This window comes from Propioniciclava coleopterorum, assembly GCF_011393335.1.
Taxonomy (GTDB): domain Bacteria; phylum Actinomycetota; class Actinomycetes; order Propionibacteriales; family Propionibacteriaceae; genus Propioniciclava; species Propioniciclava coleopterorum.
The window spans coordinates 2,346,584-2,371,889 of record NZ_CP049865.1; the positions used below are offsets into that span (position 1 = coordinate 2,346,584).

The 25,306-nt window shown below is 70.7% G+C and carries 18 protein-coding genes and 1 pseudogene; 12 read left to right on the top strand and 7 right to left on the bottom strand.

Features of this window, described 5'->3' with window-relative positions; all coding sequences use genetic code 11:
- The first annotated feature begins 276 nt into the window (after positions 1 to 276).
- From G7070_RS11185 to G7070_RS11215, 7 genes are all read left to right on the top strand, one after another.
- Positions 277 to 558: a DUF2249 domain-containing protein gene (locus G7070_RS11185; RefSeq protein ID WP_166233810.1), complete on the top strand. Its 282-nt coding sequence runs from the start codon at positions 277 to 279 to the stop codon at positions 556 to 558.
- Between the two features lie 40 nt (positions 559 to 598).
- Entirely contained in the window at positions 599 to 1,747 is a 1,149-nt protein-coding gene (locus G7070_RS11190; protein ID WP_246227035.1) for a DUF8744 domain-containing protein, read from the top strand.
- A complete protein-coding gene (locus G7070_RS11195) occupies positions 1,744 to 4,440 on the top strand; it encodes a multicopper oxidase domain-containing protein (RefSeq protein WP_166233811.1) in 2,697 nt (898 codons plus the stop codon). The genes G7070_RS11190 and G7070_RS11195 overlap by 4 nt, the downstream gene beginning before the upstream one ends.
- A 308-nt stretch (positions 4,441 to 4,748) precedes the next feature.
- A complete protein-coding gene (locus G7070_RS11200) occupies positions 4,749 to 6,695 on the top strand; it encodes a type I restriction-modification system subunit M (protein WP_166233812.1) in 1,947 nt (648 codons plus the stop codon).
- Positions 6,692 to 7,720: a restriction endonuclease subunit S gene (locus G7070_RS11205; RefSeq protein ID WP_166233813.1), complete on the top strand. Its 1,029-nt coding sequence runs from the start codon at positions 6,692 to 6,694 to the stop codon at positions 7,718 to 7,720. The genes G7070_RS11200 and G7070_RS11205 overlap by 4 nt, the downstream gene beginning before the upstream one ends.
- Before the next feature lie 62 nt (positions 7,721 to 7,782).
- Positions 7,783 to 7,929: a hypothetical protein gene (locus tag G7070_RS11210; protein WP_166233814.1), complete on the top strand. Its 147-nt coding sequence runs from the start codon at positions 7,783 to 7,785 to the stop codon at positions 7,927 to 7,929.
- Positions 7,926 to 11,075, top strand: a complete 3,150-nt coding sequence (locus tag G7070_RS11215; RefSeq protein ID WP_166233815.1) for a type I restriction endonuclease subunit R — start codon at positions 7,926 to 7,928, stop codon at positions 11,073 to 11,075. The genes G7070_RS11210 and G7070_RS11215 overlap by 4 nt, the downstream gene beginning before the upstream one ends.
- A 55-nt stretch (positions 11,076 to 11,130) precedes the next feature.
- On the opposite strand, the gene G7070_RS11220 is transcribed toward G7070_RS11215, so the two are convergent.
- Positions 11,131 to 12,150, bottom strand: coding sequence for a PQQ-dependent sugar dehydrogenase (locus G7070_RS11220; RefSeq protein WP_166233816.1), 1,020 nt, complete (start codon positions 12,148 to 12,150; stop codon positions 11,131 to 11,133).
- Positions 12,150 to 12,311, bottom strand: coding sequence for a hypothetical protein (locus tag G7070_RS11225; RefSeq protein WP_166233817.1), 162 nt, complete (start codon positions 12,309 to 12,311; stop codon positions 12,150 to 12,152). The genes G7070_RS11220 and G7070_RS11225 overlap by 1 nt, the downstream gene beginning before the upstream one ends.
- A gap of 130 nt (positions 12,312 to 12,441) precedes the next feature.
- Here G7070_RS11225 and G7070_RS11230 point away from each other — a divergent pair, with 130 nt between their 5' ends.
- The gene (locus G7070_RS11230) at positions 12,442 to 12,831 is read left to right on the top strand and encodes an ArsR/SmtB family transcription factor (RefSeq protein WP_166233818.1); all 390 of its coding nucleotides are present in this window, start codon (positions 12,442 to 12,444) and stop codon (positions 12,829 to 12,831) included.
- Positions 12,832 to 12,904: 73 nt separating this feature from the next.
- Positions 12,905 to 13,879 (top strand): SRPBCC family protein, encoded by a 975-nt coding sequence (locus G7070_RS11235; protein ID WP_166233819.1) that lies wholly within the window; start codon positions 12,905 to 12,907, stop codon positions 13,877 to 13,879.
- A 114-nt stretch (positions 13,880 to 13,993) separates the two neighbouring features.
- Here the strand turns inward: G7070_RS11235 and G7070_RS11240 are convergent, their stop codons facing one another.
- Positions 13,994 to 15,382, bottom strand: a complete 1,389-nt coding sequence (locus G7070_RS11240; RefSeq protein ID WP_166233820.1) for an FAD-binding oxidoreductase — start codon at positions 15,380 to 15,382, stop codon at positions 13,994 to 13,996.
- Between the two features lie 324 nt (positions 15,383 to 15,706).
- On the opposite strand from G7070_RS11240, the pseudogene G7070_RS11245 reads away from it, so the two are divergent.
- Both G7070_RS11245 and purQ read left to right on the top strand, forming a co-directional pair.
- Positions 15,707 to 16,906 (top strand): annotated as a pseudogene (locus tag G7070_RS11245) (phosphoribosylaminoimidazolesuccinocarboxamide synthase).
- Positions 16,903 to 17,580, top strand: coding sequence for a phosphoribosylformylglycinamidine synthase subunit PurQ (gene purQ / locus G7070_RS11255; RefSeq protein WP_166233822.1), 678 nt, complete (start codon positions 16,903 to 16,905; stop codon positions 17,578 to 17,580). The pseudogene G7070_RS11245 and the gene purQ overlap by 4 nt, the downstream one beginning before the upstream one ends.
- A 66-nt stretch (positions 17,581 to 17,646) precedes the next feature.
- Here purQ and G7070_RS11260 read toward each other — a convergent pair whose 3' ends face one another.
- From G7070_RS11260 to G7070_RS11275, 4 genes are all read right to left on the bottom strand, one after another.
- Complete coding sequence (locus G7070_RS11260) at positions 17,647 to 19,314, bottom strand: ABC transporter permease (RefSeq protein WP_166233823.1); 1,668 nt, start codon at positions 19,312 to 19,314, stop codon at positions 17,647 to 17,649.
- Positions 19,277 to 20,413: an ABC transporter ATP-binding protein gene (locus G7070_RS11265; protein WP_166233824.1), complete on the bottom strand. Its 1,137-nt coding sequence runs from the start codon at positions 20,411 to 20,413 to the stop codon at positions 19,277 to 19,279. Before G7070_RS11265 ends, G7070_RS11260 begins: the two co-directional genes overlap by 38 nt.
- Positions 20,414 to 20,496: 83 nt before the next feature.
- The gene (locus G7070_RS11270) at positions 20,497 to 21,546 is read right to left on the bottom strand and encodes an extracellular solute-binding protein (protein ID WP_166233825.1); all 1,050 of its coding nucleotides are present in this window, start codon (positions 21,544 to 21,546) and stop codon (positions 20,497 to 20,499) included.
- Between the two features lie 201 nt (positions 21,547 to 21,747).
- A complete protein-coding gene (locus tag G7070_RS11275) occupies positions 21,748 to 22,668 on the bottom strand; it encodes an N-acetylglucosamine kinase (RefSeq protein WP_166233826.1) in 921 nt (306 codons plus the stop codon).
- Positions 22,669 to 22,818: 150 nt separating this feature from the next.
- Here G7070_RS11275 and purL point away from each other — a divergent pair, with 150 nt between their 5' ends.
- A complete protein-coding gene (purL, locus tag G7070_RS11280) occupies positions 22,819 to 25,077 on the top strand; it encodes a phosphoribosylformylglycinamidine synthase subunit PurL (RefSeq protein WP_166233827.1) in 2,259 nt (752 codons plus the stop codon).
- Positions 25,078 to 25,306 lie beyond the last annotated feature (229 nt).

The following is a 25,306-nucleotide window of genomic DNA, read 5'->3' on the forward strand; positions in this document are numbered from 1 at the left end:
CGCGCGTCGCGTTCGGGTGCCCGCCCAGCCGCTGCGCCAGGGTGGCCAACGGGACGCCGGCGCCCAGCTCGTCCAGCGCCGCCGCGACCCGGGCGCGCGCGGGCGGCAGCGGCTCGCCGGCCTGCAGCCGGGCGGGTCCCGTGCGTCGCGTCGTCATGGGAACAGCATAGTGGAATAAATACAAGGACATGTGTAAGAATGACGGCGACGGTCGGCCCCGGCCGGACTCAACGGGGCCGACCGCCCACGAACCGCCACACCAACGGAGAAGAGAACATGAGCGAACTGCCCGTCGTCGAGCGCCCCACCTGCGGCTGCGGCCACCACGACGAGGACCTGCCCGTCCTGGACGCCCGCGCCATCCCGCACGCGATCCGGCACGCCGCCATCCTCGGCTCCCTCGCCTCCCTGACCCCGGGTGGCGCCATGGCGCTCGTCGCCCCGCACGACCCGCTGCCCCTGCTGGCGCAGATCCGCGACGCCTACGGCGACGCCATCGAGGTCAGCTACCTGCAGCGCGGCCCGGAGTCCTGGACCCTGAAGTTCGCCCGCCTCTGACCGAGCCGCCGCCCGCCGCGGCACCTCCACCACCGCACAGATGAATCCGAGCACGCTCGATCACCCCGAGCCGGCCGCGCCCACGTCACTGGGTCACCGCGCGGCCATTCCAGCGCGCGGGCGGCCGTCTCCGGCACCCCGGACGGCCGCCCCGCGCGTCGCCCTGCTCGCCCTCGGCGGCGTCTGCATGCTCGCCGGCCTGGACGCGGCGCTCGTCGCGCTCGGCGTGTGGGCGCCGGTGACCGCCCTGTACCTGCCCGACGTGCACGGGATGGTGATGGTGCTCGGCTTCATGGGGACCCTCATCGCCCTGGAGCGCGCCCAGGCGCTGCGACAGGCGTGGGCCTACCTGGCGCCGGCGCTGCTGGCCTGCGGCGGCATCGCCCTCGCGCTGGGCGCCCACCTGCTGGGTCAGCTGCTCCTCATCCAGGGCTGCGTGCTGTTCGCCCTGGTGTACCTCGCCCTGTGGCGCCGCGCGCCGCTTCCCCTCGTGGCGGTGCAGGTGCTGTCCACGATCCCCGCCCTGCTCGCCGCCCTCCTGTGGCTGAGCGTCGACGTGGCGGCGCTGCTGCCGCTGCTGGAGGCGTTCCTCCTGCTCACCATCGCGGCCGAGCGCGCCGAACTGGCTCAGCTCAGCCTCGGCCCGCGCGCCGCGCCCCGCCTGGTCGCGCTGGCGTCCTGGCTGGTGCTCGCGGCGTCCGCGAGCCTGCTGTGGCCCGCGGTCGGGACCCGGGCCTTCGGGCTCGGCATGGTCGCCGTCGCCGTGTGGCTGCTGCGCGACGACGTGGTCCGGCGCATGATCCGCACCGACGGGCTGCGCCGGTACAACGCGGCGGCCCTGCTCGCCGGGTACGTCTGGCTGATCGTCGCCGGGCTGGTCTGGCTCGTCGGCGGCGTCCCCGCCTCGGACGGGCTCTACGACGTCGCCGTCCACGCCGTCTTCCTCGGCTTCGGGATGTCGATGATCATGGCGCACGCCCCCCTCATCTTCCCGGCCGTGCTCGGCCGGCCCCTCCCGTACCGTCCGTCGATGTGGCTGCCGTTGGGGCTGCTGCACGGCGGGCTCCTCCTCCGCGTCCTCGGGGACGCCTTCGGCCGGGGGCTGCCCTGGCAGATCGGATCGGTGGTCACCGTGGTCTCGCTGCTCGTCTTCGCCGCAACGGCCTTCGCGAGCGCGGTGCGCGCATGAACCCCACCGTGGCCCCACGCCCCGCCGAACCGGGCGCGCCCGCCGGACGCGGGCGCTCGCGCAGCCGACGCCTGCGCGACCGCGTGGCGATCGTCTGGCTGGCTGCCGCCGTGGTGATCTCGGTCGTCCACCGCTGGGTGCCGAGCGCCACCTGGCTGATGATCCACCTCGTGCTGCTCGGCGCGCTCACCCATTCGGCCATGGTGTGGAGCGAGCACTTCGCGCACACCCTGCTGCGCTCCCTGCCCGACGACGCCGGACGCCGCCGCCAGGACCAGCGCATCGGCCTGCTGGGCGTCGGTTCCCTGCTGGTCTTCGTCGGCGTCCCCACCCAGTGGTGGTGGGTCGTCCTGGCCGGCGCCACGCTCGTCGCCGGGGCGGTCGTCTGGCACGCCGTGCACCTCGTCGCCGTGATGCGCCGCGCCCTGCCGAACCGGTTCCGGATCGTGACGCAGACCTACGTCGCGGCGGCGATCTGCCTGCCGGTCGGCCTGGGGTTCGGCGTCGCGCTCGCCTTCGGGCTGCCGGAGGAGTGGCACGGCCGGCTGGTGGTCGCCCACATGGGCGCGAACCTGCTCGGCTGGATCGGGCTCACCGTGACCGGCACCCTGGTGACCTTCTGGCCCACCATGCTGCGCACCCGGATGGACGACCGCGCCGAGGTGCTCGCCCGCGAGGCGCTCCCCATCCAGCTGATCGGGCTCACCGTCCTGCTGGCCGGCGCGGTGGTCGGCTGGCGGCCGCTGGCGATCTCCGGGCTGCTCGTCTACGGGCTCGGGGTCGCCTGGTGGGGCCGGGCGCTCGTCCGGCCGCTGCGCGCGCACGGGCTGCGCGAGTTCGCGCCCGCCTCCGTCCTGGCCTCCCTGGTGTGGGCGGGCGTCGGCCTGATCTGGGTCGGCTGGCTGCTGGCGACCTCCCCGACGTGGGCCGGCGTCGCCGAGGTGATCCCGACGGTCGCGGGTCTGTTCGCGGTCGGGTTCGCCGCCCAGCTGCTCTCGGGCGCGCTGTCCTACCTGATCCCGTCGGTCATGGGCGGCGGGCCCTCGGTGGTGCGCGCCGGACGCGACTGGTTCGACCGGGGCGCCACCGTCCGGCTGATCGTCATCAACGGCGGCCTGCTGCTGTGGCTGCTGCCGGTGGCGTCCTGGGTCAAGGTGACCACCTCGAGCGTGGTGCTCGTGGCGCTGGCCGCCTTCATCCCGCTCCTGCTGGGCGGCGCGCGGGCGTCCGGGGCCGCGCGTCGCGCCCTGGCCGCCGGCGAGCCGCTGCCCGCGCCGGCCGAGCGGCCGTTCTTCTCGCTCAACCAGGTGATCGCGGGCGTGACGGCGCTCGTGTTGGCCGTGACCCTGGGCGTCGCGGCCGACCCCGCGGCGTCCGGCCTGCCGACCACGCAGGCGGCCACCGCCGGCAGCGGTGCCGTGGCGCCCACGGGGAACACGACCCGGGTCGAGGTCGTGGCCAAGGGCATGAGCTTCATCCCGAACTCCATCACGGTGCCCGCCGGGGATCGGCTCGTCATCGTGCTGCGCAGCGACCCGAGCAACACCCTGGAGCACGACCTGATCCTGCCCACGGGCCGCACGCCCCGCATCAAGGCGGGCGAGACCGCCGAACTGGACGCCGGCGTCATCACCGCGGACGTCCAGGGCTACTGCTCGGTCGCGGGGCACCGGCAGATGGGGATGACGCTCGACATCGTCGCCGAGGGCGCCCCGGCCGGGCACGGCGCCGGAGCCGCCCCGGGCGCGGGGGGCGCCACGCACCAGATGGGCGGCACCGGGACGGGCGAGGCGATCCCGGCCAACCCGGCCGAGACGCTGCAGCGCACGGTCGACCCCGTCCTGCCCCCGCTCACCGACGCCCGCGAGCACCAGATCACGCTGCGGGTCACCGAGGTGCCGCTCGAGGTGGCCCCGGGACTGTGGCAGACGCGCTGGACGTTCAACGGCGCGGGCGTCGGGCCCACGCTGCACGGACGCGTCGGGGACGTCTTCGAGATCACCCTGGTCAACGACGGCACGATCGGGCACTCGATCGACTTCCACGCGGGCGCGCTCGCGCCCGACAAGCCGATGCGCACCATCGCGCCGGGGGAGTCGCTGGTCTACCGGTTCACCGCCGAGCGCGCCGGGATCTGGATGTACCACTGCTCGACCATGCCGATGAGCACCCACATCGCGGCCGGGATGACCGGCGCGGTCGTCATCGAGCCCGACGGGCTCGACCCCGTGGACCACAGCTACGTGCTCGTCCAGTCGGAGGTCTTCCTGGCCAACGCGGCCACCGCGCCCGACCAGGCCCGCGAGATCGACTCGGACAAGGTCGTGGCCGAGAAGCCCGACCGCGTGGTGTTCAACGGCATCGCCAACCAGTACGACCTGTCCCGGTTCCAGGCGCGGGTGGGCGAGCGGGTGCGGTTCTGGGTGCTGGACGCCGGCCCCAACCGGGCCAGCGCCTTCCACATCGTGGGCGGCCAGTTCGACACCGTCTGGACCGAGGGCACCTACCTGCTGCGCCAGGGGAAGGCGGCCCTGGGCGGCACGGACGGCGGCTCGCAGGTGCTGCCGCTGCAGCCCGCCCAGGGCGGCTTCGTCGAACTGAGCTTCCCCGAGGCCGGCAACTACCCGGTCGTCTCGCACATCATGGTGGACGCCGAGCGCGGCGCCCACGGCTACGTGGAGGTCGCCCCGTGACGGTCGGGTGACCCCCCCGGGCGCCACGACGAGGAGGCTGCCGCGTCGAGGTGCGCTTGGCTCCAGATGCGAGCCCACCAACCTGCTGATGGGCGGGCTGAGCGTCGTCGTCACCGGCTGCTCGGCCGCCTCCGGCGCGCCCGCGCCTGCCGTCCGCCACGGCGGCCTGGTCGGCCTCGCGGCGCGGGTCTGCATTGCGTGGGCTGCGCCGCGCGGTGGGCCCGCGTGAAATACCCTGGCGGGAGTGTGGGCCCGGGCATCCCTGACCGGTGGCCTGGGAGTGATCGGGCAACCGGAAGGAAGCGGACGTGAGTCAACTCGGCGGGTTCATCTGGGGCATCGCGGACCAGTTGCGGGGGGTGTACAAGCCGGCGCAGTACGGGACGGCGACGCTCCCGTTCCTGATCCTGCGCCGGATGGAGTGCGTGCTGGCCGACCACCGGGCGGAGATCAACGCTCTGGCCGCCACGACCCCCAACGATGACCTGCTGGCGGCCAAGCTGCGCCGCGACTTCGGGGTGCACTTCTGGAACCGGACCGACTACACGTTGGCGTCGCTGCTGGGTGACCCGGAGAACCTGCGGGAGAACGTGCTGGACTACGTGGCCGGGTTCTCGGCAAACGTGGCCGACATCTTCGAGAAGTTCGGCTTCGACAAGACGGTGGGCAAGCTGGTCGAGAACGATCGGCTGTACCTGGTCGTGGAGGCGTTCGCCGGTATCGATCTGCACCCGGATCGGGTTTCCAACGCCGACATGGGGGAGGTGTTCGAGCACTTGATCTTCAAGTTCTCCACCGCCTCCAACGAGACCGCCGGTGAGCACTTCACCCCGCGGGACGCGATCCGGCTGATCGTGGACCTGGTGCTGGCCCCCGATGATGACGTGCTGGCCACCCCGGGCACGATCCGCAGCATCTACGACCCGACCGCCGGGACCGGCGGCATGCTGAGCGTGGCCGAGGAAGCCATCTGGGAGATGAACGATCAGGCGGTCGTCACGTTGGCCGGGCAGGAACTCAACGACGAGTCGTATGCGGTGTGCAAGTCCGACATGATCGCCAAGGGGCAACGCGTCGACGCGATCCGCCTCGGGGACACGCTGCGCAACGACCTGCACGCGGGCACCACCTTCGACTACTGCCTGTCGAACCCGCCCTACGGTGGCGACTGGAAGGCCGCTGCGGCGGTGGTGCGCAAGGAGAGCGAGAAGGGTGGGGGCCGGTTCGACGCCGGGCTGCCGCGCATCTCCGACGGCCAGATGCTGTTCCTGCAGCACCTGGTCTCCAAGATGCGGCCCGCGCAGGCCGGGGTGGCCAACTCGGGCGGCCGGGCCGGGATCGTGCTGAACGGGTCGCCGCTGTTCACCGGTGGCGCCGGGTCGGGGGAGTCCGAGATTCGCCGGTGGCTGATCGAGTCCGACCTGGTGGACTGCATCGTCGCCCTGCCGACGAACATGTTCTACAACACCGGGATCGCCACCTACGTGTGGATCCTGGACAACGCCAAGCCGGCGCAGCGCCGCGGCAAGATCCAGCTGATCGACGCGACGGCCCGCTGGACGAAGCTGCGCAAGAACCTGGGCTCGAAGAACCGCGAGATCGGTGAGCAGGACCGGGCCGCGATCGTGGAACTGTACGAGGCGTTCACCGACACCGAGGAGTCGAAGATCCTCGAACCGGCCGACTTCGGGTTCTGGGAAATCACCGTCGAGCAGCCGCTGCGGCTCCGCTTCGAGGTGACCCCGGAGGCGCTCGAGGCAGTCCTGGAGGCCAAGCCCGTCGCCAAGCTGAACCCGGCCGACCAGCAGGCTCTACGGGCCGCCCTGGACGCCCTGGCGGGCCAAACGTGGACGAACCGGGACGCGTTCGTGAAGGCGCTGCGCAACGCGCTCACCGCGCAGCGGATCACCCTGGCCGCCCCGGTGATCAAGGCGGTGTGGCAGGCGGTCGGGGAGCGCGACGAGACCGCCGACATCTGCACCGGCCCCAAGGGCAGCATCGAAGCCGACACGGACCTGCGCGACACCGAACTGGTTCCGTTCCGCGACACGATCGAGGACTACTTCGCCCGCGAGGTCACCCCGCACGTGCCGCAGGCGTGGATCGACCACTCCAAGACGAAGGTGGGCTACGAGATCCCGTTCACCCGACTGTTCTACAAGTACGTCCCGCCGCGCCCGCTGGCCGAGATCGACGCCGACCTGGACCAGCTGGCCGCCGAGATCATCGCCATGCTGCAGGCGGTGGAGGGATGAGCTTTCGCGAACTCCGCCTGAGCCGGGTCGCGCGGATCAAACTCGGGAAGATGCTTCAAACGGAGCCGGCAAGCGGGGCAGACATTGAGGCCGACTATCTGCGTGCGGCACACGTTCAGCCGAACGGCTTGATCTTGGACCTGGGCGATGACCAGCGCATGTGGTTCGGACCCAAGGAACTCCTTGATCACGACCTTCGGGCCGACGATGTGGTCATTGTCGAAGGAGGGGCTGGCTACGGTCGGAGCGCGCTCATCAGGACGCCGCGTCCCGGTTGGGGCTTCCAGAACTCGATCGTTCGGGTGCGCCCCAAACCTGGCATCGCTGATGGTGCGTTTCTGGACTATGTCCTGCAAGCTCGCCTTTTTGACGGCAGCATTCCGCTCGTGTGCAGTACCGCCACGATTCCCCACTTCACCGCCGAGAAGGTTGCAGCCTTTCCGGTCCCAGTCCCGCCCCTCTCCGAGCAGCAGGCGATCGCCGACTTCCTCGGCCGTGAGACCGCGAAGATCGACGCGCTGATCGAGAAGCAAACGGCGCTCATCGAGCGGCTGCGCGAGCGGCGTGACTCTGTGTGGTCACGCCTGTACCAAGCCGTGGAGTCCGATGAGGTCCCCGTCCGGCGGATGGTCAGTTCGCTTGTTGACGGGCCGTTTGGGTCGTCGCTCACGTCGGCCCACTACTCCGAGGCAGGTGTCCGGGTTATCCGACTGGGCAACATCGGAATCAACGAGTTCCGGGATGAGGACCAGGCGTTCGTCTCAGAGGCCTATGGCCATCAGCTGTCGGCGCACAGCGCCCTTCCTGGCGATGTCGTCATGGCCGGGCTCGGCGATGAACGTATGCCGCTAGGTCGGGCGGCGGTAGTGCCAAGCGGGCTTGGCTCGGCGATCGTCAAGGCTGACTGCTACAGGCTCCGTCCGATCCCGGGCGTCCTGGCCAGCTACTTGGCCTGGGCGCTGTCGGCACCTCCGGTTCGTCCCCAAGCGTTGGATCTTTCGCGGGAGCAACCCGCTCACGGCTGAACACATCGCTCGCTCGGCGGATCACGGTGCGAGTCCCCAGCTACGCCCGGCAGAAAGATCTGATGGCCGAGTGGGAGGAGCACACCGCGAAGATCGACGCGTTGATCGCGAAGGCGGAGCGGTTCGTGGAGGTGGCGCGTGAGCGTCGTTCTGCTCTGATCACGGCCGCGGTGACCGGCCAGCTCGACATCACCGGGAAGGCAGCATGAGCGCGCAGCACCGGGAGAAGACGTTCGAGGACGAGCTGGTTGCTCATCTGGCGGCGCACGGGTGGGAGTACAGCCCTGACGACGACGGCTACGACGTGGACCGGGCGCTGTATCCGCCGGATGTGGAGGCGTGGCTGGCCGGCACGCAGCCGCAGGAGTGGGACAAGCTGGTCAAGCCGTCCTTCAGCCCCGAGGCGCAGCGCAAGGCCGTCGACAGCTTGTTGACCCGGCTGGCGAAGGTGCTCGATCAGGACCCGAAGGTCGGGGGCGGAAGCCTGGCGGTGCTACGGAAGGGCTTCAAGCATCAGACGGCCAGCTTCACGATGATGCAGCGGCGCCCCGAGCAGACCGTGAACGAGACGATCAACGCCCGGTACGCGGCGAACCGGCTGCGGGTGATGCGGCAGGTGCACTACTCGGTGAAAAAGCCGGCGCTGTCGTTGGACCTGGTGTTCTTCGTCAACGGCATCCCGGTGGCGACCGCGGAGCTGAAGACCGACTTCACCCAGTCGATCAACGACGCGAAGCGGCAGTACCTCTACGACCGGCCGCCGGCTGGCGAGCCGCTGCTGGGGTTCGGTAGCCGGGCCTTGGTGCATTTCGCGGTGTCCAACGACGAGGTGTGGATGACGACCCGGCTGGCCGGGGAGCAGACCCGGTTCCTGCCGTTCAACCGGGGCGTTGCCGGGCATGCGGGGAACGGCGCCGATGAGGACGGCGGCAGCCCGACCAGCTACCTGTGGCGCGACGTGCTGGCCCGGGATGCGTGGCTCGACATTCTGGGCAAGTTCATCCACTACGAGACGACCCAGCACAAGGACCCCGACACCGGAGCGGTGGCGTCCAGCCGCGCGCTGATTTTTCCCCGCTTCCATCAGCTCGATGCGGTCACCCGCCTGGTCGCCGATGCCCGCGTGAACGGGCCCGGCCAGCGGTACCTGATCCAGCACAGTGCCGGATCAGGGAAGACGCGTTCGATCGCGTGGACGGCGCATCGGCTCGCGACGTTGCATGATGCGGCGAACAAGAAGGTGTTCGACACCGTGATCGTGGTGACCGACCGAACCGTCCTGGACGATCAGCTGCAGGAGGCCGTCAAACAGATCGAGACCACCTCCGGGGTCGTGGCCACGATCAGCAAGCGGGAAGCATCCAAGGAATCCTTCTCGTCCAAGTCGGCCTACCTGGCCTCGACCTTGGCCGGCGGCAAGCTCATCGTGGTGGTGACCCTGCAGACGTTCCCGTTCGTGTTGGAGGCGATCCGGCAGAACAAGGCGCTGGCGGGCAGGTCGTTCGCTGTCATCGCCGATGAGGCCCATTCGAGCCAGACCGGGCAGGCGGCGGCGAAGCTGAAGCAGGTGCTCTCAGCGCAGGAGTTCGCCGACCTGGCCGACGGCGGCGAAGTCGACGTCGAGGCGGTCCTGGCCGCCGATGCTGCGGCTCAGGCCGACGCCCACAACATCAGCTTCGTGGCCTTCACGGCGACCCCGAAGGCGAAGACGATCGAGCTGTTCGGCACCCGCCAGGCGGACGGTTCGCCGCCGCGCGCGTTCCACGTGTACACGATGGCCCAGGCGATCGAGGAGGGCTTCATCCTCGATGTGCTGGCCAACTACACCAGCTACTACACCGCCTGGCAGTTGGCCAAGAACGCCGAGTCGAATGGATTGCCGGTCGTCCGCACCGACGAGGAGGGCAACCTGGTCGACCAGGACGCCGCCAGGAAGGGGCTGCTGCGCTGGGTGAAGCTCCACCCGACCAACATCGCCCAGAAGGTGGCGATCATCGTGGAGTTCTTCGAGGCGAACGTGAAGCATCTGCTCGACGGGCAGGCCAAGGCGATGGTGGTGACCGACTCCCGCATGGCCGCGGTGCGCTACAAGCGTGCCATCGACGCCTACATCGCCAAGCAGGGCTACTCGGACGTGGCCACGCTGGTGGCGTTCTCCGGGGAGGTCGTCTTCTCCCCGTCCGATCTGCTGCCGGAGGACGCCGGCACGCTGATCGCCGATGAGCCCTACACCGAGTCCACCATGAACCCCGGCGTGAAGGACCTGCGGGGCGCGTTCGACACCGACGAGTACCAGGTCATGATCGTGGCGAACAAGTTCCAGACCGGATTCGACCAGCCCAAGCTGTGCTTCATGGCCGTCGACAAGCGCCTGGATGGTGTGGCGACCGTGCAGACCCTTTCCCGGCTGAACCGGGCGCTGCCGGGCAAGAAGACGATGGTGCTGGACTTCGTGAACAACCCCGACGACGTGCTGGCGTCGTTCCGGCAGTTCTACGCCGAGGCCGAACTGTCGGGCACCACCGACCCGAACCTGATCCACGACCTGGCCACCAAGCTCGATCTGACCGATATCTACTGGGCCGACGAACTCGGACATGTGGTGGAGGTGTTCATCCAGGGCTTGGGCAACAACGCGCTCGCCGGTGCTCTCCAGCCGGTCAAGCACCGCTACATGGCCCAGTGGAAGGCGGCCCACTCGGGCCACGACAAGGCGAAGGTGAACGAACTGGACCAGTTCCGCAAGGACGTCAGTTCCTATGTGCGGCTCTACGACTTCATCTCTCAGGTGTTCGCGTTCGAGGACACCGACGTGGAGAAGCACGCCATCTTCTACCGGCTGCTGGCGCCGCATCTGCGCACCGACCAGGCGGACACCCCCGTGGACCTGACCGGCGTGACGCTGCCGCTCATCTACCAGAAGAAGACCGGCGACAAGCAGGACCTGGGCTTGGCCCAGGCGCCGGCCGCCGACCCGATGAAGCCCATCACCGGGGTCGGGACCAAACCGCCACGCGAACCGCAGGATGTGTTGTTGGAGCGGGTCATCCAAGAACTCAACGCCAAGTTCACGGGGGAGGACTTCCGCGAAAGCCAGGTGAAGGCGTGGGTGGCGGCGCTGACCGAGGCGCTGCGGGAGGACCAGAGCCTGGTCGCCCAGGCGAAGGTGAACAGCCTGGAGCAGTTCCTGGCCTCCCCGTCGCTGCACGACGCCGTCATGCTGGCCGTGGCAGAGACGCACGTGGCGCAGGGGCGGATGGCTGAGTTGTTCGGTGAGAAGGGTGCGGTCGAGCAGGCGGTCCTGGAGGCGCTCGGGGAGATCTTCTACCGGGATGAGCACGACGCGAAGAACTGACTGACGGCTGTCCGCCGCCTCCTCAGCGGCCGGGGCGTCCGTCGGGCGGAAGTGTTCAGCCGACCCCGACCTGCAGCAGGCGTCCGCCCGCGCCGTCCTCCAGCAGCCACAGCGAACCGTCGGGGCCCTGCTGCACGGCGCGGATCCGGTTCCCCAACGGGACGGTCTGGGTGGCGACGGCGCGGCCGTCCTCGAGGTCGACCCGGAGCAGCGCCTGGCCCGACAGCGCGCCCAGCAGCGCGTCCCCGCGCCACGCCGGCACGGCGTCCCCGGTGTAGAGCAGCAGCGATCCGGGCGACACCGACGGCGTCCACCAGGCCGACGGGGCGACGAACCCGTCGCCGTCGGCGTGGTCGGGGATCTCGCCGCCGCCGTAGTGCGAGCCGTTGGACGCCCGCGGCCAGCCGTAGTTGCCGCCCGGCTCGATCAGGTTGAGTTCGTCGCCGCCTTGGGGGCCCATCTCCGAGGCCCACAGCCTGCCGGCCTCGTCGAAGTCGAGCCCCAGCACGTTGCGGTGCCCGTAGCTCCAGATCGCCTCGGCACCCGGCCGGTCGGCGAACGGGTTGCCCGGCGCGGGGGTGCCGTCGGGCAGCAGCCGCAGGATCTTGCCCAGGGTGGTCGACAGGTCCTGGGCGGGCTCCATCTTCTGCCGGTCGCCCGAACTGACGAACAGGTGGGCGCCGTCGGGGGAGAACGCCAGTCGGTGGCTGAAGTGCCCACCGCCCGACGTCGGGGGTTGCCGCCAGATCGCCGTGAGACCGTCGAGTCGGGCGGCGTCGCCGTCGACGGTGAGGCGGCCCCGGCCGACGACCGCGCCGGACGCCGACCCGTCGCCCTCGACCCAACTCAGGTACACCGTGCCGTCCTCGGCGAAGGTCGGCCCCGGCACGACGTCGCCCAGTCCGCCCTGCCCTGCCACCCGGACGCGCGGCGTGCCCGCCACGGCCAGTTGCTTCCCGGACGCCGGGTCGATCAGGTGCAGGGCGCCGGTGCGCTCGGTGACGGCCAGCCAGGGCGTCCCCGGAAGGAAGGCCATCGCCCAGGGCTCGTCGAACGTGGCGCGCTCCGTCGTCATCACGGAGGGGGAGCCGTGCCGCCCGAGGTCCCGGTCGCTCCCGGCGACGGGGCCGTGACCGGCGGCGGCGACGGTGGGTTCGCGGGACCGGACGCGGTGCAGGCGGTCGCCGACAGCACGCCGGCCAGGGCCAGCGCGGACGCGGCGATCCGGGGGTTCATGTCCCGACGCTACCCGGACGCCCCCAATCCCCGGCAAGCCCCGGGACGCCGTTCGCCGCGGCCGCGCCCCAGGAGCGGCGAGATCGTTCCCCCTTGCGCTCGGCAAAACCCGGGTCTAACCTACAACCAAATGGTTGTATATGAAGGCTCCGAGGAGCAGACGAACCGGATCTTCCGGGCCCTGGCCGACCCGACGCGACGTGACATCGTCCGCCGGACGGTGTCGGGCGAGGCGTCGGTCTCGGAGCTGGCGGCGGCCTACGACATGTCGTTCGCCGCGGTGCAGAAGCACGTCGCGGTGCTCGAGGCGGCCGGGCTGGTCGCCAAGGAGCAGCGCGGACGCGAGCGCATCGTCCGCGGCCGACCCGAGGTGCTGCGGCACGTGCACGCCGTGCTCGACGAGCTCGAACTGCTGTGGCGCACCCGGATGCAGCAGCTGGACGACCTCTTCGCGCAGGAGGCCGAAGCCGACGCCGCCACCCGACCCCACGACGGCACGCCGCCGCCCCCCGTCCCCTGACCGATCGGCCCGCCGGAGAGCGACGGACCCACCACCATTCGGCCGACCCCGGCCATCACCCGAAGGAACCGACATGCCCATCACCGATGTCACCCGCGACCTCGACGCCCTCACGCTCACCGTGGTGGCCGAGTTCCCCGTCCCCGTGCAGCGCCTCTGGGACGCCTACACCGACCCGCGCCAGATCGAGAAGTTCTGGGGCCCGCCGACCTTCCCCGCCACCTTCACCCGCCACGACGCCCACGCCGGCGGGCGCAGCGACTACGTCATGACCGGCCCCGACGGCGAGCGCCACGGCGGCTACTGGGAGTGGCTGTCCGTGGACGCCCCCCGCTCCTTCGAGGTCGTCGACGGCTTCGCCGAGGCGGACGGCCGCCCGAACACCGACCTGCCCACGACCCGCGCCCGGTTCGCGTTCGAGCCGGCCGGGGCGGGGTCGCGCGTGACGTGCGTGTCGACCTTCGGGTCGTTGGCCGAACTCGAGCAACTCGTCGCCATGGGCATGGAGGAGGGCATGCGCGAGGCCATGGGGCAGATCGACGCCGTGGTGGCCGACCTGGCCTCCTTCGCGGCAGGGCGCGGCACCCAGACCCAGCTCCTCGACGACACCCGGGTGCGGATCACCCGCATCATCCGCGGGTCCGTCGAGGACGTCTGGCGCGCCCACCACGAGCCCGCCCTCATCCAGCGCTGGATGCGCGGCCCCGACGGCTGGGTCATGCCCGTCTGCGAGCTCGCCTCCGAGGTCGGCGGCACGTTCCGTCAGGAGTGGGAGACCGACGAGGGTGCCGACCGGTTCGGCTTCACGGGCACGCTGCTGGAGTCGACGCCCCCGTACCGCGAGGTGAGCACCGAGCAGATGATCGGCACCGACGGGCCGGGCACCGTGAACGAGCTCACGCTGACCCCGGTCGAGGGCGGCACGCTGCTCGCCCTGGTCATCACCTACCCCGACGCCGCGACGCGCGACGCGGTGCTGGCGACCGGGATGGCCGAGGGCATGGAGGCCGGCTACGCCCGCCTGGACGCCGAACTCCAGGCCGCCTGACCGGCTGATCCGAGCGGTCGGCCGGCCCCCGGTCGTCCGGCCGCTCATGCCACGGTCGACACGTGCGTCGGGTGCGGACGGAGCCCCGCCCGCACCCGACGCCCGCGGCCCGAACTACGCCGAGACCGGCCGGTTGCTGCGCAGGACGCCCTGGGGGTCCGTCGCCGCCTTGATCGCCTGCAGCCGCGCCCTGGTCGCGTCGTCCCACCAGGTGTTGGCCTCGTCGTGGCCCAGGAAGTTCATCGGCGTCCGACCCGCCGTCGACGTCGCGGCGCAGTCGGCGATCCGGCCCAGCCAGCCCGCGAACACGGGCTCGAGCTCGGGTGCCGGCAGCAGCGCGAACGCCGTCAGGGAGTACGGCTCGGCGATCGGGCCGTGGCTGCCCAGATCCACGGGCGGCTCCGCCAGGCGGCCGCCGAGCTGGCGGATCTGCACGATCGCGACCGGGCAGTCGCTCCCCGGCCCCACCGTCGCCTCCAGCGCGTCCGCCGTCGCCGCGTCGAGCTCGTTCAGCAGCGTGGACACCGACAGCACGGGCGTCGGGTCGACGGGCTCCTCGGCCAGGTGGGGGATCTGCTCGGGCCCCAGCGGGCCGACCGAGTCGCGGATGGCGCCCGGGATGGCGCGCAGCGGCGCGAGCAGGTCGTCCAGTTCGTCCGCCTCGCCGAGGTGCGCGACCGCGACCGTCACGAAGTGGCCGCCGCGCAGGGGTTCGGGGATCTCCGGCAGGGGCGGCAGCGCCATGGCGTGCCACCAGGCCGTGAAGGTGTCCGGCGCCCGCTCGCAGACCGCGCGGAAGGCGTCGAGCACCGGACGCAACCGGTCGATCGGCCACCACAGCTGCCCGCCGTGGATGACGGGGGCCGGGTGGAGGCGCAGTTCGAGCGACACGACCACGGCCAGGTCCCCGCCGCCGCCGCGCAGCGCCCAGAGCAGGTCGGGGTCCGCGGCGTCCACGTGCCGCAGCGTGCCGGTGCCGTCCACCACGTCGGCGGCGACGATGCTGTCGCAGCCCAGCCCGAAGGCCCGCCCGAACCAGCTCAGCCCGCCGGTCAGGGTGAGCCCGACCACGCTGGGGTCGGGGTTGGAGCCCGACAGGAAGGTCAGCCCCGTGCCGGCGAGGGCGGCGCCGAGCTCGCCGGCGTTGACGCCCGCGCCGATCCGGGCGGTCCGTCCCTCGACGTCGATGTCGATCCGATCCAGTGCGCGGGTGCGCAGCAGCAGGGAGCCGCTGACGTCGGCGCCGGCCCCGTGACCGCTGGGCTGGACGCAGACCTGGACGCCCTCGGCGCCGGCCCACTGCACGGCCCCCACGACGTCGTCGACGTCGTCGACCGCCAGGACGGCCAGCGGGCGCTGGTCGACGTTGAGGACCCACGGCGCGCGCACGCGGTCCCAGTCGGGGTGCTCGGGGGTGAACAGGTCGCCCGAGACGCGCAGGCGCAGGGCGTTCAGTGCCGCGGTCGACAGCGTCGGGCCGGGCGGTTCGAAGGTGTGGGACATGGGTGCTCCTCCCGATGGTGCGGCGGTCGCGCGCGCCGGCCGAGGGCTGGAGCCGCGCTGCTCGACTCGACTGCGCCGTGGCGGCGGGGTGTGGGCGTCGACGGTCCGAGGAGACGGGAGCGCTGCGCCACGGGTGAGCGGCTCAGCGTGCACGCGAACCATGGTGAGCGCCCTTGTCCCCGCGTGTCCTCCCCCGAAACGGGTGAGGAGGGCGGCAACACCGCGGGCGGGGTGCCCGAAGCACACGATCCCGGCGTGTCCGCGCGGTCGGAGCTGTCTCGGACAGCGCCGGTGGGGGCACGCCGTCCGGCCTACCATCGAAGGGTGACCGACGACTACTACGGACTCGACCTCCCCCTCGTGTACGCCGGCAAGGTGCGGCGGATGTACGCCCTGCCCGACGCCGAGCCGTCGGAGGAGCGGGGGACCGGCCGGTTCCTGATGGTCGCCACCGACTCGATCTCCGCGTTCGACCACGTCCTGAGCTCGATGATCATGGACAAGGGTGCCGTGCTGACCCGGATGAGCCTGTGGTGGTTCGACCAGCTCGGCGACATCGTGCCGAACCACGTGGTCTCCACCGACGTGCCGCCGCCCGTGTCCGGACGCGCCGTCGTCACGGAGCGCCTGGAGATGATCCCCGTCGAGTGCGTCGTCCGCGGCTACCTCACCGGCTCGGGCTGGGCCGAGTACAAGAAGTCCGGAACCGTCACCGGCATCGAGCTGCCCGCCGGACTGCGCGACGGCGACCGGCTGCCCGAGCCGATCTTCACCCCGGCCATCAAAGCCGAACTGGGGGAGCACGACGAGAACGTGCCCTTCGAGACGATCGTCGCGCTGCACGGTGCCGACACCGCCGAGGAACTGCGCCGGCTCTCGCTGGCGCTCTACTCCCGCGCGGAGGGGATCGCCCGCGAGCGCGGCGTCATCCTGGCCGACACCAAGTTCGAGTTCGGACGCCGCCCTGACGGCACGATCGTGCTGGCCGACGAGGTGCTCACGCCCGACTCGTCGCGGTTCTGGGACGCCGAGCGCTGGCATCCGGGCGGCGCGCAGCCCAGCTTCGACAAGCAGTTCGTCCGGGACTACCTCGCCGAGGAGTCCGGCTGGAACTCCGATTCCGACGTGCCGCCGCCCGCGCTGCCGGCGTCCGTGGTGGCCGCGACCCGCGACCGCTACGTCGAGGCGTACACCCGGCTGACGGGCCTGCCGTTCAACTGACGCCCACGGGGCGCCGGGTGGGCCGTGGCGAGCGGCGGTTCGGATAGGATCGCGGGCATGGCGCGAGTGATCGTTGACGTGATGCCCAAGCCGGAGATCCTTGACCCCCAGGGCAAGGCGGTCACCGGTGCCCTGCAGCGACTGGGTTTCACGGGCCTGACGGTCCGCCAGGGCAAGCGCTTCGAGATCGACGTGGACGGCGACGTGACGCCCGAGCGCCTCGACGAGATCCGGGACGCCGCCGAGAAGCTGCTGGCCAACACCGTGATCGAGGCCTTCGACGTCCGGGTGGACGCCGAATGACCCGCGTCGGCGTCGTCACCTTCCCGGGTTCCCTGGACGACCAGGACGCCCGCCGCGCCGTGACGCTCGCGGGGATGGAGGCCGTCCCGCTGTGGCACGCCGCCCACGACCTGGAGGGCGTGGACGCGGTGATCCTGCCCGGCGGCTTCTCCTACGGCGACTACCTGCGCTGCGGCGCCATCGCGCGCTTCAGCCCGATCATGACCGAGATCGTCGCCGCCGCGAACTCCGGCCTGCCGGTGCTGGGCATCTGCAACGGCTTCCAGGTGCTGTGCGAGTCGCACCTGCTCCCCGGCGCCCTCATCCGCAACGACCGCCGCACCTTCGTGTGCCGCGACCAGACCCTCAAGGTCGAGTCGCGCGACACGGTGTGGACGTGCGCGATGGAGGAGGGTCAGGAGATCGAGATCGTCCTGAAGAACGGCGAGGGCCGCTACATCGCCGACGACGAGACGCTGGCCCGCCTCGAGGGCGAGAACCAGGTGGTGTTCCGCTACCTCGGCGTGAACCCCAACGGCTCCTCCAACGACATCGCCGGCGTCACCAACGCCCGCGGCAACGTGGTGGGACTGATGCCGCACCCCGAGCACAACGTCGAGGCCCTCACCGGCCCCTCGCTGGACGGCCGGCTGTTCTTCGACAGCCTCACGCAGTTCCTCTCGGCGCGCGTCTGAGCCCACGCACCGACGCCCACGCACGCACGAAGGCCGCGCCCCCGCCGGGGCGCGGCCTTCGTCGTCCTAGACGCTGATGTCGTCGGAGTCGCTCAGCTTGAAGAACAGCAGCAGCGACAGCACGGTCGTGATCGTCAGGATCGTCGACAGGGCCGCGGCGGTGCCGTAGCTGGCCCGCATCACCTCGGTGAAGATCGCCACCGACATGGTCGCGGTCTTGCCGGTGTAGAGGATCAGCGTCGAGCTGAGCTCGTTGATGACCGTCACCCAGCTCAGCACCGCGCCCGACAGGACGCCGGGCAGCATGGCCGGCAGGGTGACCCGCACGAACGACTTCATCGGGCGGGCGCCGAGGCTGACGGCGGCCTCCTCGATGTTGGGGTTGATCTGGTGCAGGATCGCGGCCGAGGAGCGCACCGTGTACGGGACGCGGCGCACCACGTACATGATGACCAGGATGGCCACCGTCCCCGACAGCATGAGCGGTGGCCGGTTGAACGTCAGCAGCATCGTGATGCCCAGCACCGCGCCCGGGATCACGTAGGGGAACATGATGAACATGTCGAGGATCCGCGTCAGGATGTTCGCCCGCCGCACCGACACGTAGGCCACCAGGACGCCCACCACCACGATGATGACGATCGCCATCACGCCGAACAGGAAGGTGTTGATGACCGGGGTCATCATGCCGTCCAGCACCTGCCGGTAGCTCTCCAGGGAGAACCCGGGCACGAAGATGACGCCCTTGGTCTTCAGGAACGACGTGTACACCACGGTGAGCTGGGGCAGCGTGGCGACGAACACGATGATCCACAGGAACGCGTTCACCGCGACGGCGCGCCAGCCGTGCAGTTGCTTGGGCTTCATCGGGTTGAGCGCGCTCATCAGGAACTTGCGCCGGTTGCCCAGCCAGTTCTGCACCCAGAACACCACGCCGGCGATCACCATCAGGATCACCGAGATCGCGGCGGCGAAGTTGGAGCTGCCGCCCGTCTCGCCGACGAACTCGTTGTAGATCAGCACCGGGAGCACCGTGTAGCCCTCGCCGATCAGCTGCGGGGTGCCGTAGTCGGCGATGGCCCGCATGAACACGATGACGCTGCCGGCCAGGATCGTCGGCACGATGACGGGCAGGATCACCTTGGTGGCGGTCCGCCAGGCGGTCGCCCCCAGGCTCTCGGACGCCTCCCCGACCGACGCGTCCATCTTGCGCAGCGCGCCGCAGGCGTACAGGTACAGGTAGGGGAACAGCTTCAGCACGAACACCATGGCGATGCCGTTGAAGCCGTAGATCGACGGCATCTCGAAGCCGGTGGTGTCGGACAGGAACCGGGTCACGATGCCCGCCCGGCCGAACAGCAGGATCCACGCGTAGGCGCCGATGAAGGGGGGCGACAGCAGCGAGATGATGATCAGGATGTCCATGGTGCGCTGGAACCGGATCCTGAACCGGGTCACGAAGTAGGCCATCGGGACGGCGATCACGACCGTCCAGAACGTGACGACCAGCGTCACGACCAGGCTGTTGACCAGCGCGCTGCGGTAGTACTCCCGGCCGAAGAACTTCGCGAAGTTGTCCAGCGTCCAGGTGTGGGTCTCGGGGTCCTGGAAGCCCGAGACGATCAGCGTGACGAGCGGGTAGACCAGGAACAGCCCGAAGCCGGCGAACGCCGCCCAGGTCACCCAGGTCCAGAAGTCAGGACGCCGCCGCTGCCCGATCGTTGCCGACGACATTGCTGGTCACCCCCTCGATGAGGGTGCGGCCGGATCCGTCGAAGACGTTGACGGCCCGGGCGTCCAGGCCGAGGTCGATGCTGTCGCCGATCTCGAACAGCCGCGTCCCGAAGTCGGCGCTCTGGTTGACCAGGAACTCCCGGCCGTGGGGGTCGTCGAGGATGTACTGGACGTGCGCGCCGAGGAACTGCCGCAGCCGCACGGTCCCGGACAGTCCGGTGGGGGAGTCGGCCACCACGAAGTTCTCGGGGCGGACGCTCACGACAACCTCGTCGCCGGCGGCGACGTCGGCCCGCAGGGTGTCCAGCGCCAGGGTGTAGCCGCCTGCCAACCGCAGCCCGCCGCGTCCGCCCGCGTTCTCCAGGACGGTGGCGTCGAAGCTGTTGGAGTGGCCCACGAAGCCGGCGACGAACTGGTTGAACGGGCGCCGGTAGATCGCCTCGGGGCTCGCGATCTGCTGGATCTCACCCGCGTTCATGACCGCGATCCGGTCGGAGACCGACAGGGCCTCCTCCTGGTCGTGGGTGACGTAGACGGTGGTGATGCCGATCTCGCGCTGGATGTCGGCGATCGCCTGCCGGATCTCGATGCGCAGCTTGGCGTCCAGGTTCGACAGCGGCTCGTCCATGAGCAGCACCTGCGGGTTGATCACGATGGCCCGGGCCAGCGCGATGCGCTGCTGCTGGCCGCCCGACAGGTTCTCGGGGAACCGCTTGGCCAGGTGCTCCATCTTCACCTTGGCCAGCATCTCCAGGGTCCGGCGCTCGGCGTCCGTCTTGGGCACCTTGCGGTTCTCCAGGCCGAACATGACGTTCTTCTCCACCGTCATGGAGGGGAAGATCGCGTAGTTCTGGAAGACCATGCCGTAGTCGCGCTTGTAGACGGGCACATCGTTGATGACCTGGTCGCCGAACGCGATGGTGCCGCGCTCGATGTCGATGAAGCCCGCGATCATGCGCAGCAGCGTGGTCTTGCCGCAGCCGCTGGGGCCCAGGAGGGTGAAGAACTCGCCGTCGTGGATGTCGGCGGACAGGTCGGGGATGACGACCGTGTCCCCGTATCGCTTGGTGATGTTGCGGATGGTGATGGGAACGCTCACGGTGTCCTCGGCTCGGGTCGGCTCCGCCGGGGCCGGGAATGACCCCGGCGGAGCGGGAAACGGTGGTGGAAGGAAGCCGTCGGCTACTTGGTGAACAGGTCCATGAAACGGTCCTTGACCTTGGAGCCGTTCGCGTCCATCCAGGCCTTGTTCTCGGCCACGACCTTGAGCGTGTCGAGCGCGGGGAAGTTCTTCTGCGTCACGTCGGCGCGGACGGTGCGCAGGCCGTATTCCTCCATCTTCGACTGGTAGTCCTTGCCGGTGAGGAAGTTGATGAAGGCCTTGCCGTTGTCGGTGTTCTTGCCGTTCTTGATGAGCATCACGTAATCGGCCAGAACCATCGTCCCCTCCTGGGGGTAGACGGTCTTGATCTCGGGCTGGACGGCCGCGTACTTCACCGCGTTGGTCTCGTTGGTGATGCCGACCGCGTACTCGCCGGTGCTCACCATGTTGAACACGTTGGAGGAACTGCCCTGCATCTTGTTGTCCAACTGCTTGGCGAACTTCTCGACGTACGCCCAGCCGTCCTCGGGGTTGCCGTTGCCCATGGCGTGCAGCATGTTGACGATCTGGGACAGGGAACTGGACGACTTGGCGGGGTCGGCGAACGCGATCTTGCCCTTCAGCGCCGGGTCGAGCAGCGACGCCCAGCCGTCGACGGTGGCGCCGCCGGTCTGCTTGGTGTTGACCATGATCGAGTTGAGCATGATCGAGAACGGCACGAGGCGCTTGTCGCCGCCGGCCTTGGACTGGTAGTCGGGCAGGAAGGACGCGTCGTCGGCCGGGACGAACTCGGCGAAGCTGGCCAGCGCGGGCGCCACGGACTGCCCCAGGCCACCCCACTGCACGTCGGCCAGCGGGTTCGCGCCCTCGGCCTGGATCCGCTTGATGAGCTCGCCGGTGCCCGCGCTGACGACCTCGACCTCGTAGCCGGACTTCTTGAAGGCGGCCACGGCGGGCTCGTACTGGTCCTTCGGCGAGGACGTGTACAGGCTCAGCACCTTGGAGCCGCCGGCGGGGGCGCCGCCGCCGGTGCCGCCCGTGGCGGGGGTGCCGTTGTCGGAGGAACAGCCGGCCACGACCAGCCCGCCGGCGACGCCGCCGGCCATCATCAGGAACGTTCTGCGCTTCATCGTGAAACCCCTTGTGAAATCAGAGTGGACGCCCAGCCCTCGGCTTCGGGGGCGGGCGGTACTCGGATTCTAGAAAGGGCGAGAATGCGGCCGATAGTGGCCGGGAATGCGCCGGCGTCACGGTTTGGTGATGCACGTCACGAAGGGGCCGTCCGCGATCACGCGCCGATCACGGACGGCCTCGTCGAGGCGGGGGAGTGCTCAGCGTTCGGCGATGGAGAGGCGCTGGTACAGCGGGTGCCCGGGGGCCAGGGCGAGCAGCGCCTCGGCGCCGTCGATCCCCTCCCCGACGGGGGCGGTCAGGGCGAACGTCGGCCACTGCAGCGTCAGGTAGTCGGTGAAGCGTCGCCGAACCCGGTCGCTGCGGAACACCCCGCCGATCGCGGCGACGCGTGGCACGGTCCGGCCGCCCAGGTGGACGCGCTGCAGGGCCGCCTGCACGGACTCCGACAGGTGGGCGGCGGCCTTGTCCAGGATGTTGCCGGCGACCCGGTCGGACGCCGCGAGCTGGTTGACCTGCGCGGAGAACGCCGCGATCCGCGCCACCCGGTCGGGGTCGCCCTGCAGTTCCAGGTAGGCGTTCTCCAGGTCGGGGAACTGCTCGGCCAGCAACGCGGTCAGGCCGGTCATCTGCCGCCGGCCGTCGTAGCCGCGCATCGCGGCCTCCATGGCGGTGCGGCCGATCCAGTACGCGGAGCCGGCGTCGCCGATCAGGTTGCCCCAGCCGTCCACGCGCGCGGCGTCCCGGGGCCCGACCGCGAGGCAGATGGTGCCGGTCCCGGCCGCGATCACGCACCCCTCGCCGTCGCCGAGCGCCCCGAGGTAGCTGGTGATCGAGTCGTGCGCGACGATCACGCGCCGGACGCCGGCGTCCACCAGCAGGGCCAGCAGGTCGTGCGCCGTCTCGCGCCCCAGGCCGGACGAGCCGATCGCGACGGTGTCCACCGGGGCGCCCGCGGCGTCCAGGCCGGCGCGCACGAACGACTCCCACTGCGACGCCAGCGGCGTCGAGGTGCGGACACCAGGCAGGGTCAGGTCGCCGCGGTCCGGGACCCCGACGAAGCGGACGCGGGTCGAGGACTGCCCCGCGTCGAGGGCGAGTGCTGCGACCTGCACGGTCATGGGCGACCTCCCGTTGTCTAGGGGTGCGACCCCGAACGGCGGGGCACCCATCACGCTACCGTCCGGCGGCGCGCGCGTCAGGCCCCCGTCCGGTTCCGGGGGAGCGGGCGCGGGCGCCGCGGGTCGGCGCGGCACGGTAGATTGAGCGGCGTGGTTGACACGGTAGAGAACGCTTGGGCCACCCCCGACGCAGAGCAGCCCTGGGCCGAGCTGGGCCTGAAGGCCGACGAGTACGCGCGCATCAAGGAGATCCTCGGCCGCCGCCCCACCGGGTGCGAACTGGCGATGTACTCCGTGATGTGGTCGGAGCACTGCTCGTACAAGTCGTCCAAGAAGCACCTGTCCCGGTTCGGGGTCCTCGGCGATCAGACCCCGCGCGGTCCGCTGCTGGCCGGCATCGGTGAGCAGGCGGGCGTCGTCGACATCGGCGGCGACTGGGCGGTGACGTTCAAGATCGAGTCCCACAACCACCCCTCCTACGTGGAGCCGTACCAGGGCGCCGCCACCGGCGTGGGCGGCATCGTGCGCGACATCCTCGCCATGGGCGCCCGCCCGATCGGCGTGATGGACCCGCTGCGGTTCGGCCCGCTGGATGCCCCCGACACCCTCCGCGTGCTGCCGGGCATCGTGTCCGGCATCAGCGGCTACGGCAACTGTCTGGGGCTGCCGAACATCGGCGGCGAGGTGCTGTTCGACGCCACCTACGCGGGCAACCCGCTGGTCAACGCGCTGTGCGTCGGCGTCCTCAAGCACGACGACCTCAAGCTGGCCAAGGCGACCGGCCTGGGCAACAAGGTCATCATGTACGGCGCCGCCACCGGCGGCGACGGCATCGGCGGGGCCTCCATCCTGGCCTCCGAGACCTTCGACGCCGACGGGCCCGCCAAGCGTCCCAGCGTCCAGGTGGGGGACCCCTTCATGGAGAAGCTGCTCATCGAGTGCACGCTGGAGCTGTTCGCCGCGGGGATCATCACCGGCATCCAGGACTTCGGCGCCGCCGGCATCTCGTGCGCCACCTCCGAGCTGGCCAGCGCCGGCGACGGCGGCATGCACGTCGATCTCGACACCGTCGTGCTGCGCGACCCGACGCTCTCGCCCGAGGAGATCCTCATGAGCGAGAGCCAGGAGCGCATGATGGCGGTCGTGCGCCCCGAGGACGTCGACACCTTCCTGGGCATCTGCGCCAAGTGGGACGTGCTCGCCACCGTGGTCGGCGAGGTCATCGAGGGCGACCGGCTGTTCATCGACTACCACGGTGAGCGCGTCGTGGACGTCGACCCCCGCACCGTCGCGCACGACGGGCCCGTCTACGACCGGCCCTCGGCGCGTCCGACCTGGATCGACGCCCTCAACGCCGACCGCGCCGAGGACCTGCCGCGCGCGGCGTCCGGCGCCGAGTTGGCGGAGGAACTGCTGACGCTGGTCGGCTCGCCGAACCAGGCCGACAAGAGCTGGATCACCGACCAGTACGACCGCTACGTGCGCGGCAACAGCGTGCTCGCGCAGCCCGAGAACTCCGGGATGCTCCGCATCGACGAGGAGACCGGGCTGGGCATCGCCCTGGCCACCGACAACAACCCGCGGTTCTGCCTGCTCAACCCCTACCTGGGCGCGCAGTTGGCGCTGTCGGAGTCCTACCGCAACGTCGCCGCGTCCGGCGCGGAGCCCGTCGCCATCACCGACTGCCTCAACTTCGGCTCGCCCGAGGACCCCGACGTGATGTGGCAGTTCATCGAGTCGATCATGGGGCTGGTGGACGGCTGCCGCGAGCTCGGCACCCCCGTCACCGGCGGCAACGTGAGCTTCTACAACCAGACCGACGGCGTGAACATCCACCCGACGCCCGTGGTCGGCATGCTCGGCGTGATCGACGACGTCGCCGACCGGGCGCCGATGGGCTTCGCCTACCCCGGGGACGCCGTGCTGCTGCTGGGGGAGACCCGCGACGAGCTGTCGGGGTCGTCCTGGGCCGACGCGGTGCACAGCCACCTGGGCGGCATGCCCCCCATGCCGAACCTCGCCGCGGAGAAGGCGCTCGGACGCGTCCTGATCGAGGCGTCCAAGCGCGGGCTGCTGAGCTCGGCGCACGACCTGTCCGACGGCGGACTGGCCCAGAGCCTGGTCGAGTCGTCGCTGCGCAACGGGCTCGGCGTCTCCCTGACGCTGCCCGCGGGCGACACGACGACGTGGCTGTTCTCGGAGTCCCCGGCGCGCGCCCTGGTCTCGCTGTCCGGCGAGCACTACGCGGCGTTCGCCGAGTTGTGCGCCGGTGCCGGCGTCCCGGTGACGCGGCTGGGCGAGGTCACCGGCGAGGGCGTCCTGGAGGTGCACGGCCAGTTCACGCTGCCGCTGGAGCAGATCCGCGCGCGCTGGGAGGCGCCGATCCGCGACGCCATGGCGGCGCACTAGATCATGGGCGACCCGCGGGAGCCGGGCGGGCAGGCGTCCCCTGACCGTCCCGACCCCGTGCCTCCGCAGCCGGGGGCGTCGCCGCAGTATCCGGGGCAGGGCTGGCGCCCGCAGCCGCCGGCGCCGCAGCAGCCGCCGTACGCCGGGCACCCCGGCCAGGGATCGCCGTACGGCGGGCACCTCGGCCAGGGATCCGCGCCGTGGGGTGCTCCCGCGCCGCAGCCGGCCC

Coding starts and splice junctions, on each gene's coding strand:
- G7070_RS11270 (WP_166233825.1), bottom strand. CDS start 21,546: ATGAAGCGCAGAACGTTCCTGATGATGGCCGGCGGCGTCGCCGGCGGG.
- G7070_RS11190 (WP_246227035.1), top strand. CDS start 599: ATGAATCCGAGCACGCTCGATCACCCCGAGCCGGCCGCGCCCACGTCA.
- purQ (WP_166233822.1), top strand. CDS start 16,903: ATGACCCGCGTCGGCGTCGTCACCTTCCCGGGTTCCCTGGACGACCAG.
- G7070_RS11225 (WP_166233817.1), bottom strand. CDS start 12,311: ATGAACCCCCGGATCGCCGCGTCCGCGCTGGCCCTGGCCGGCGTGCTG.
- G7070_RS11260 (WP_166233823.1), bottom strand. CDS start 19,314: ATGTCGTCGGCAACGATCGGGCAGCGGCGGCGTCCTGACTTCTGGACC.
- G7070_RS11220 (WP_166233816.1), bottom strand. CDS start 12,150: ATGACGACGGAGCGCGCCACGTTCGACGAGCCCTGGGCGATGGCCTTC.
- G7070_RS11230 (WP_166233818.1), top strand. CDS start 12,442: ATGGTTGTATATGAAGGCTCCGAGGAGCAGACGAACCGGATCTTCCGG.
- G7070_RS11195 (WP_166233811.1), top strand. CDS start 1,744: ATGAACCCCACCGTGGCCCCACGCCCCGCCGAACCGGGCGCGCCCGCC.
- G7070_RS11185 (WP_166233810.1), top strand. CDS start 277: ATGAGCGAACTGCCCGTCGTCGAGCGCCCCACCTGCGGCTGCGGCCAC.
- G7070_RS11215 (WP_166233815.1), top strand. CDS start 7,926: ATGAGCGCGCAGCACCGGGAGAAGACGTTCGAGGACGAGCTGGTTGCT.
- G7070_RS11205 (WP_166233813.1), top strand. CDS start 6,692: ATGAGCTTTCGCGAACTCCGCCTGAGCCGGGTCGCGCGGATCAAACTC.
- G7070_RS11275 (WP_166233826.1), bottom strand. CDS start 22,668: ATGACCGTGCAGGTCGCAGCACTCGCCCTCGACGCGGGGCAGTCCTCG.
- G7070_RS11235 (WP_166233819.1), top strand. CDS start 12,905: ATGCCCATCACCGATGTCACCCGCGACCTCGACGCCCTCACGCTCACC.
- G7070_RS11210 (WP_166233814.1), top strand. CDS start 7,783: ATGGCCGAGTGGGAGGAGCACACCGCGAAGATCGACGCGTTGATCGCG.
- G7070_RS11240 (WP_166233820.1), bottom strand. CDS start 15,382: ATGTCCCACACCTTCGAACCGCCCGGCCCGACGCTGTCGACCGCGGCA.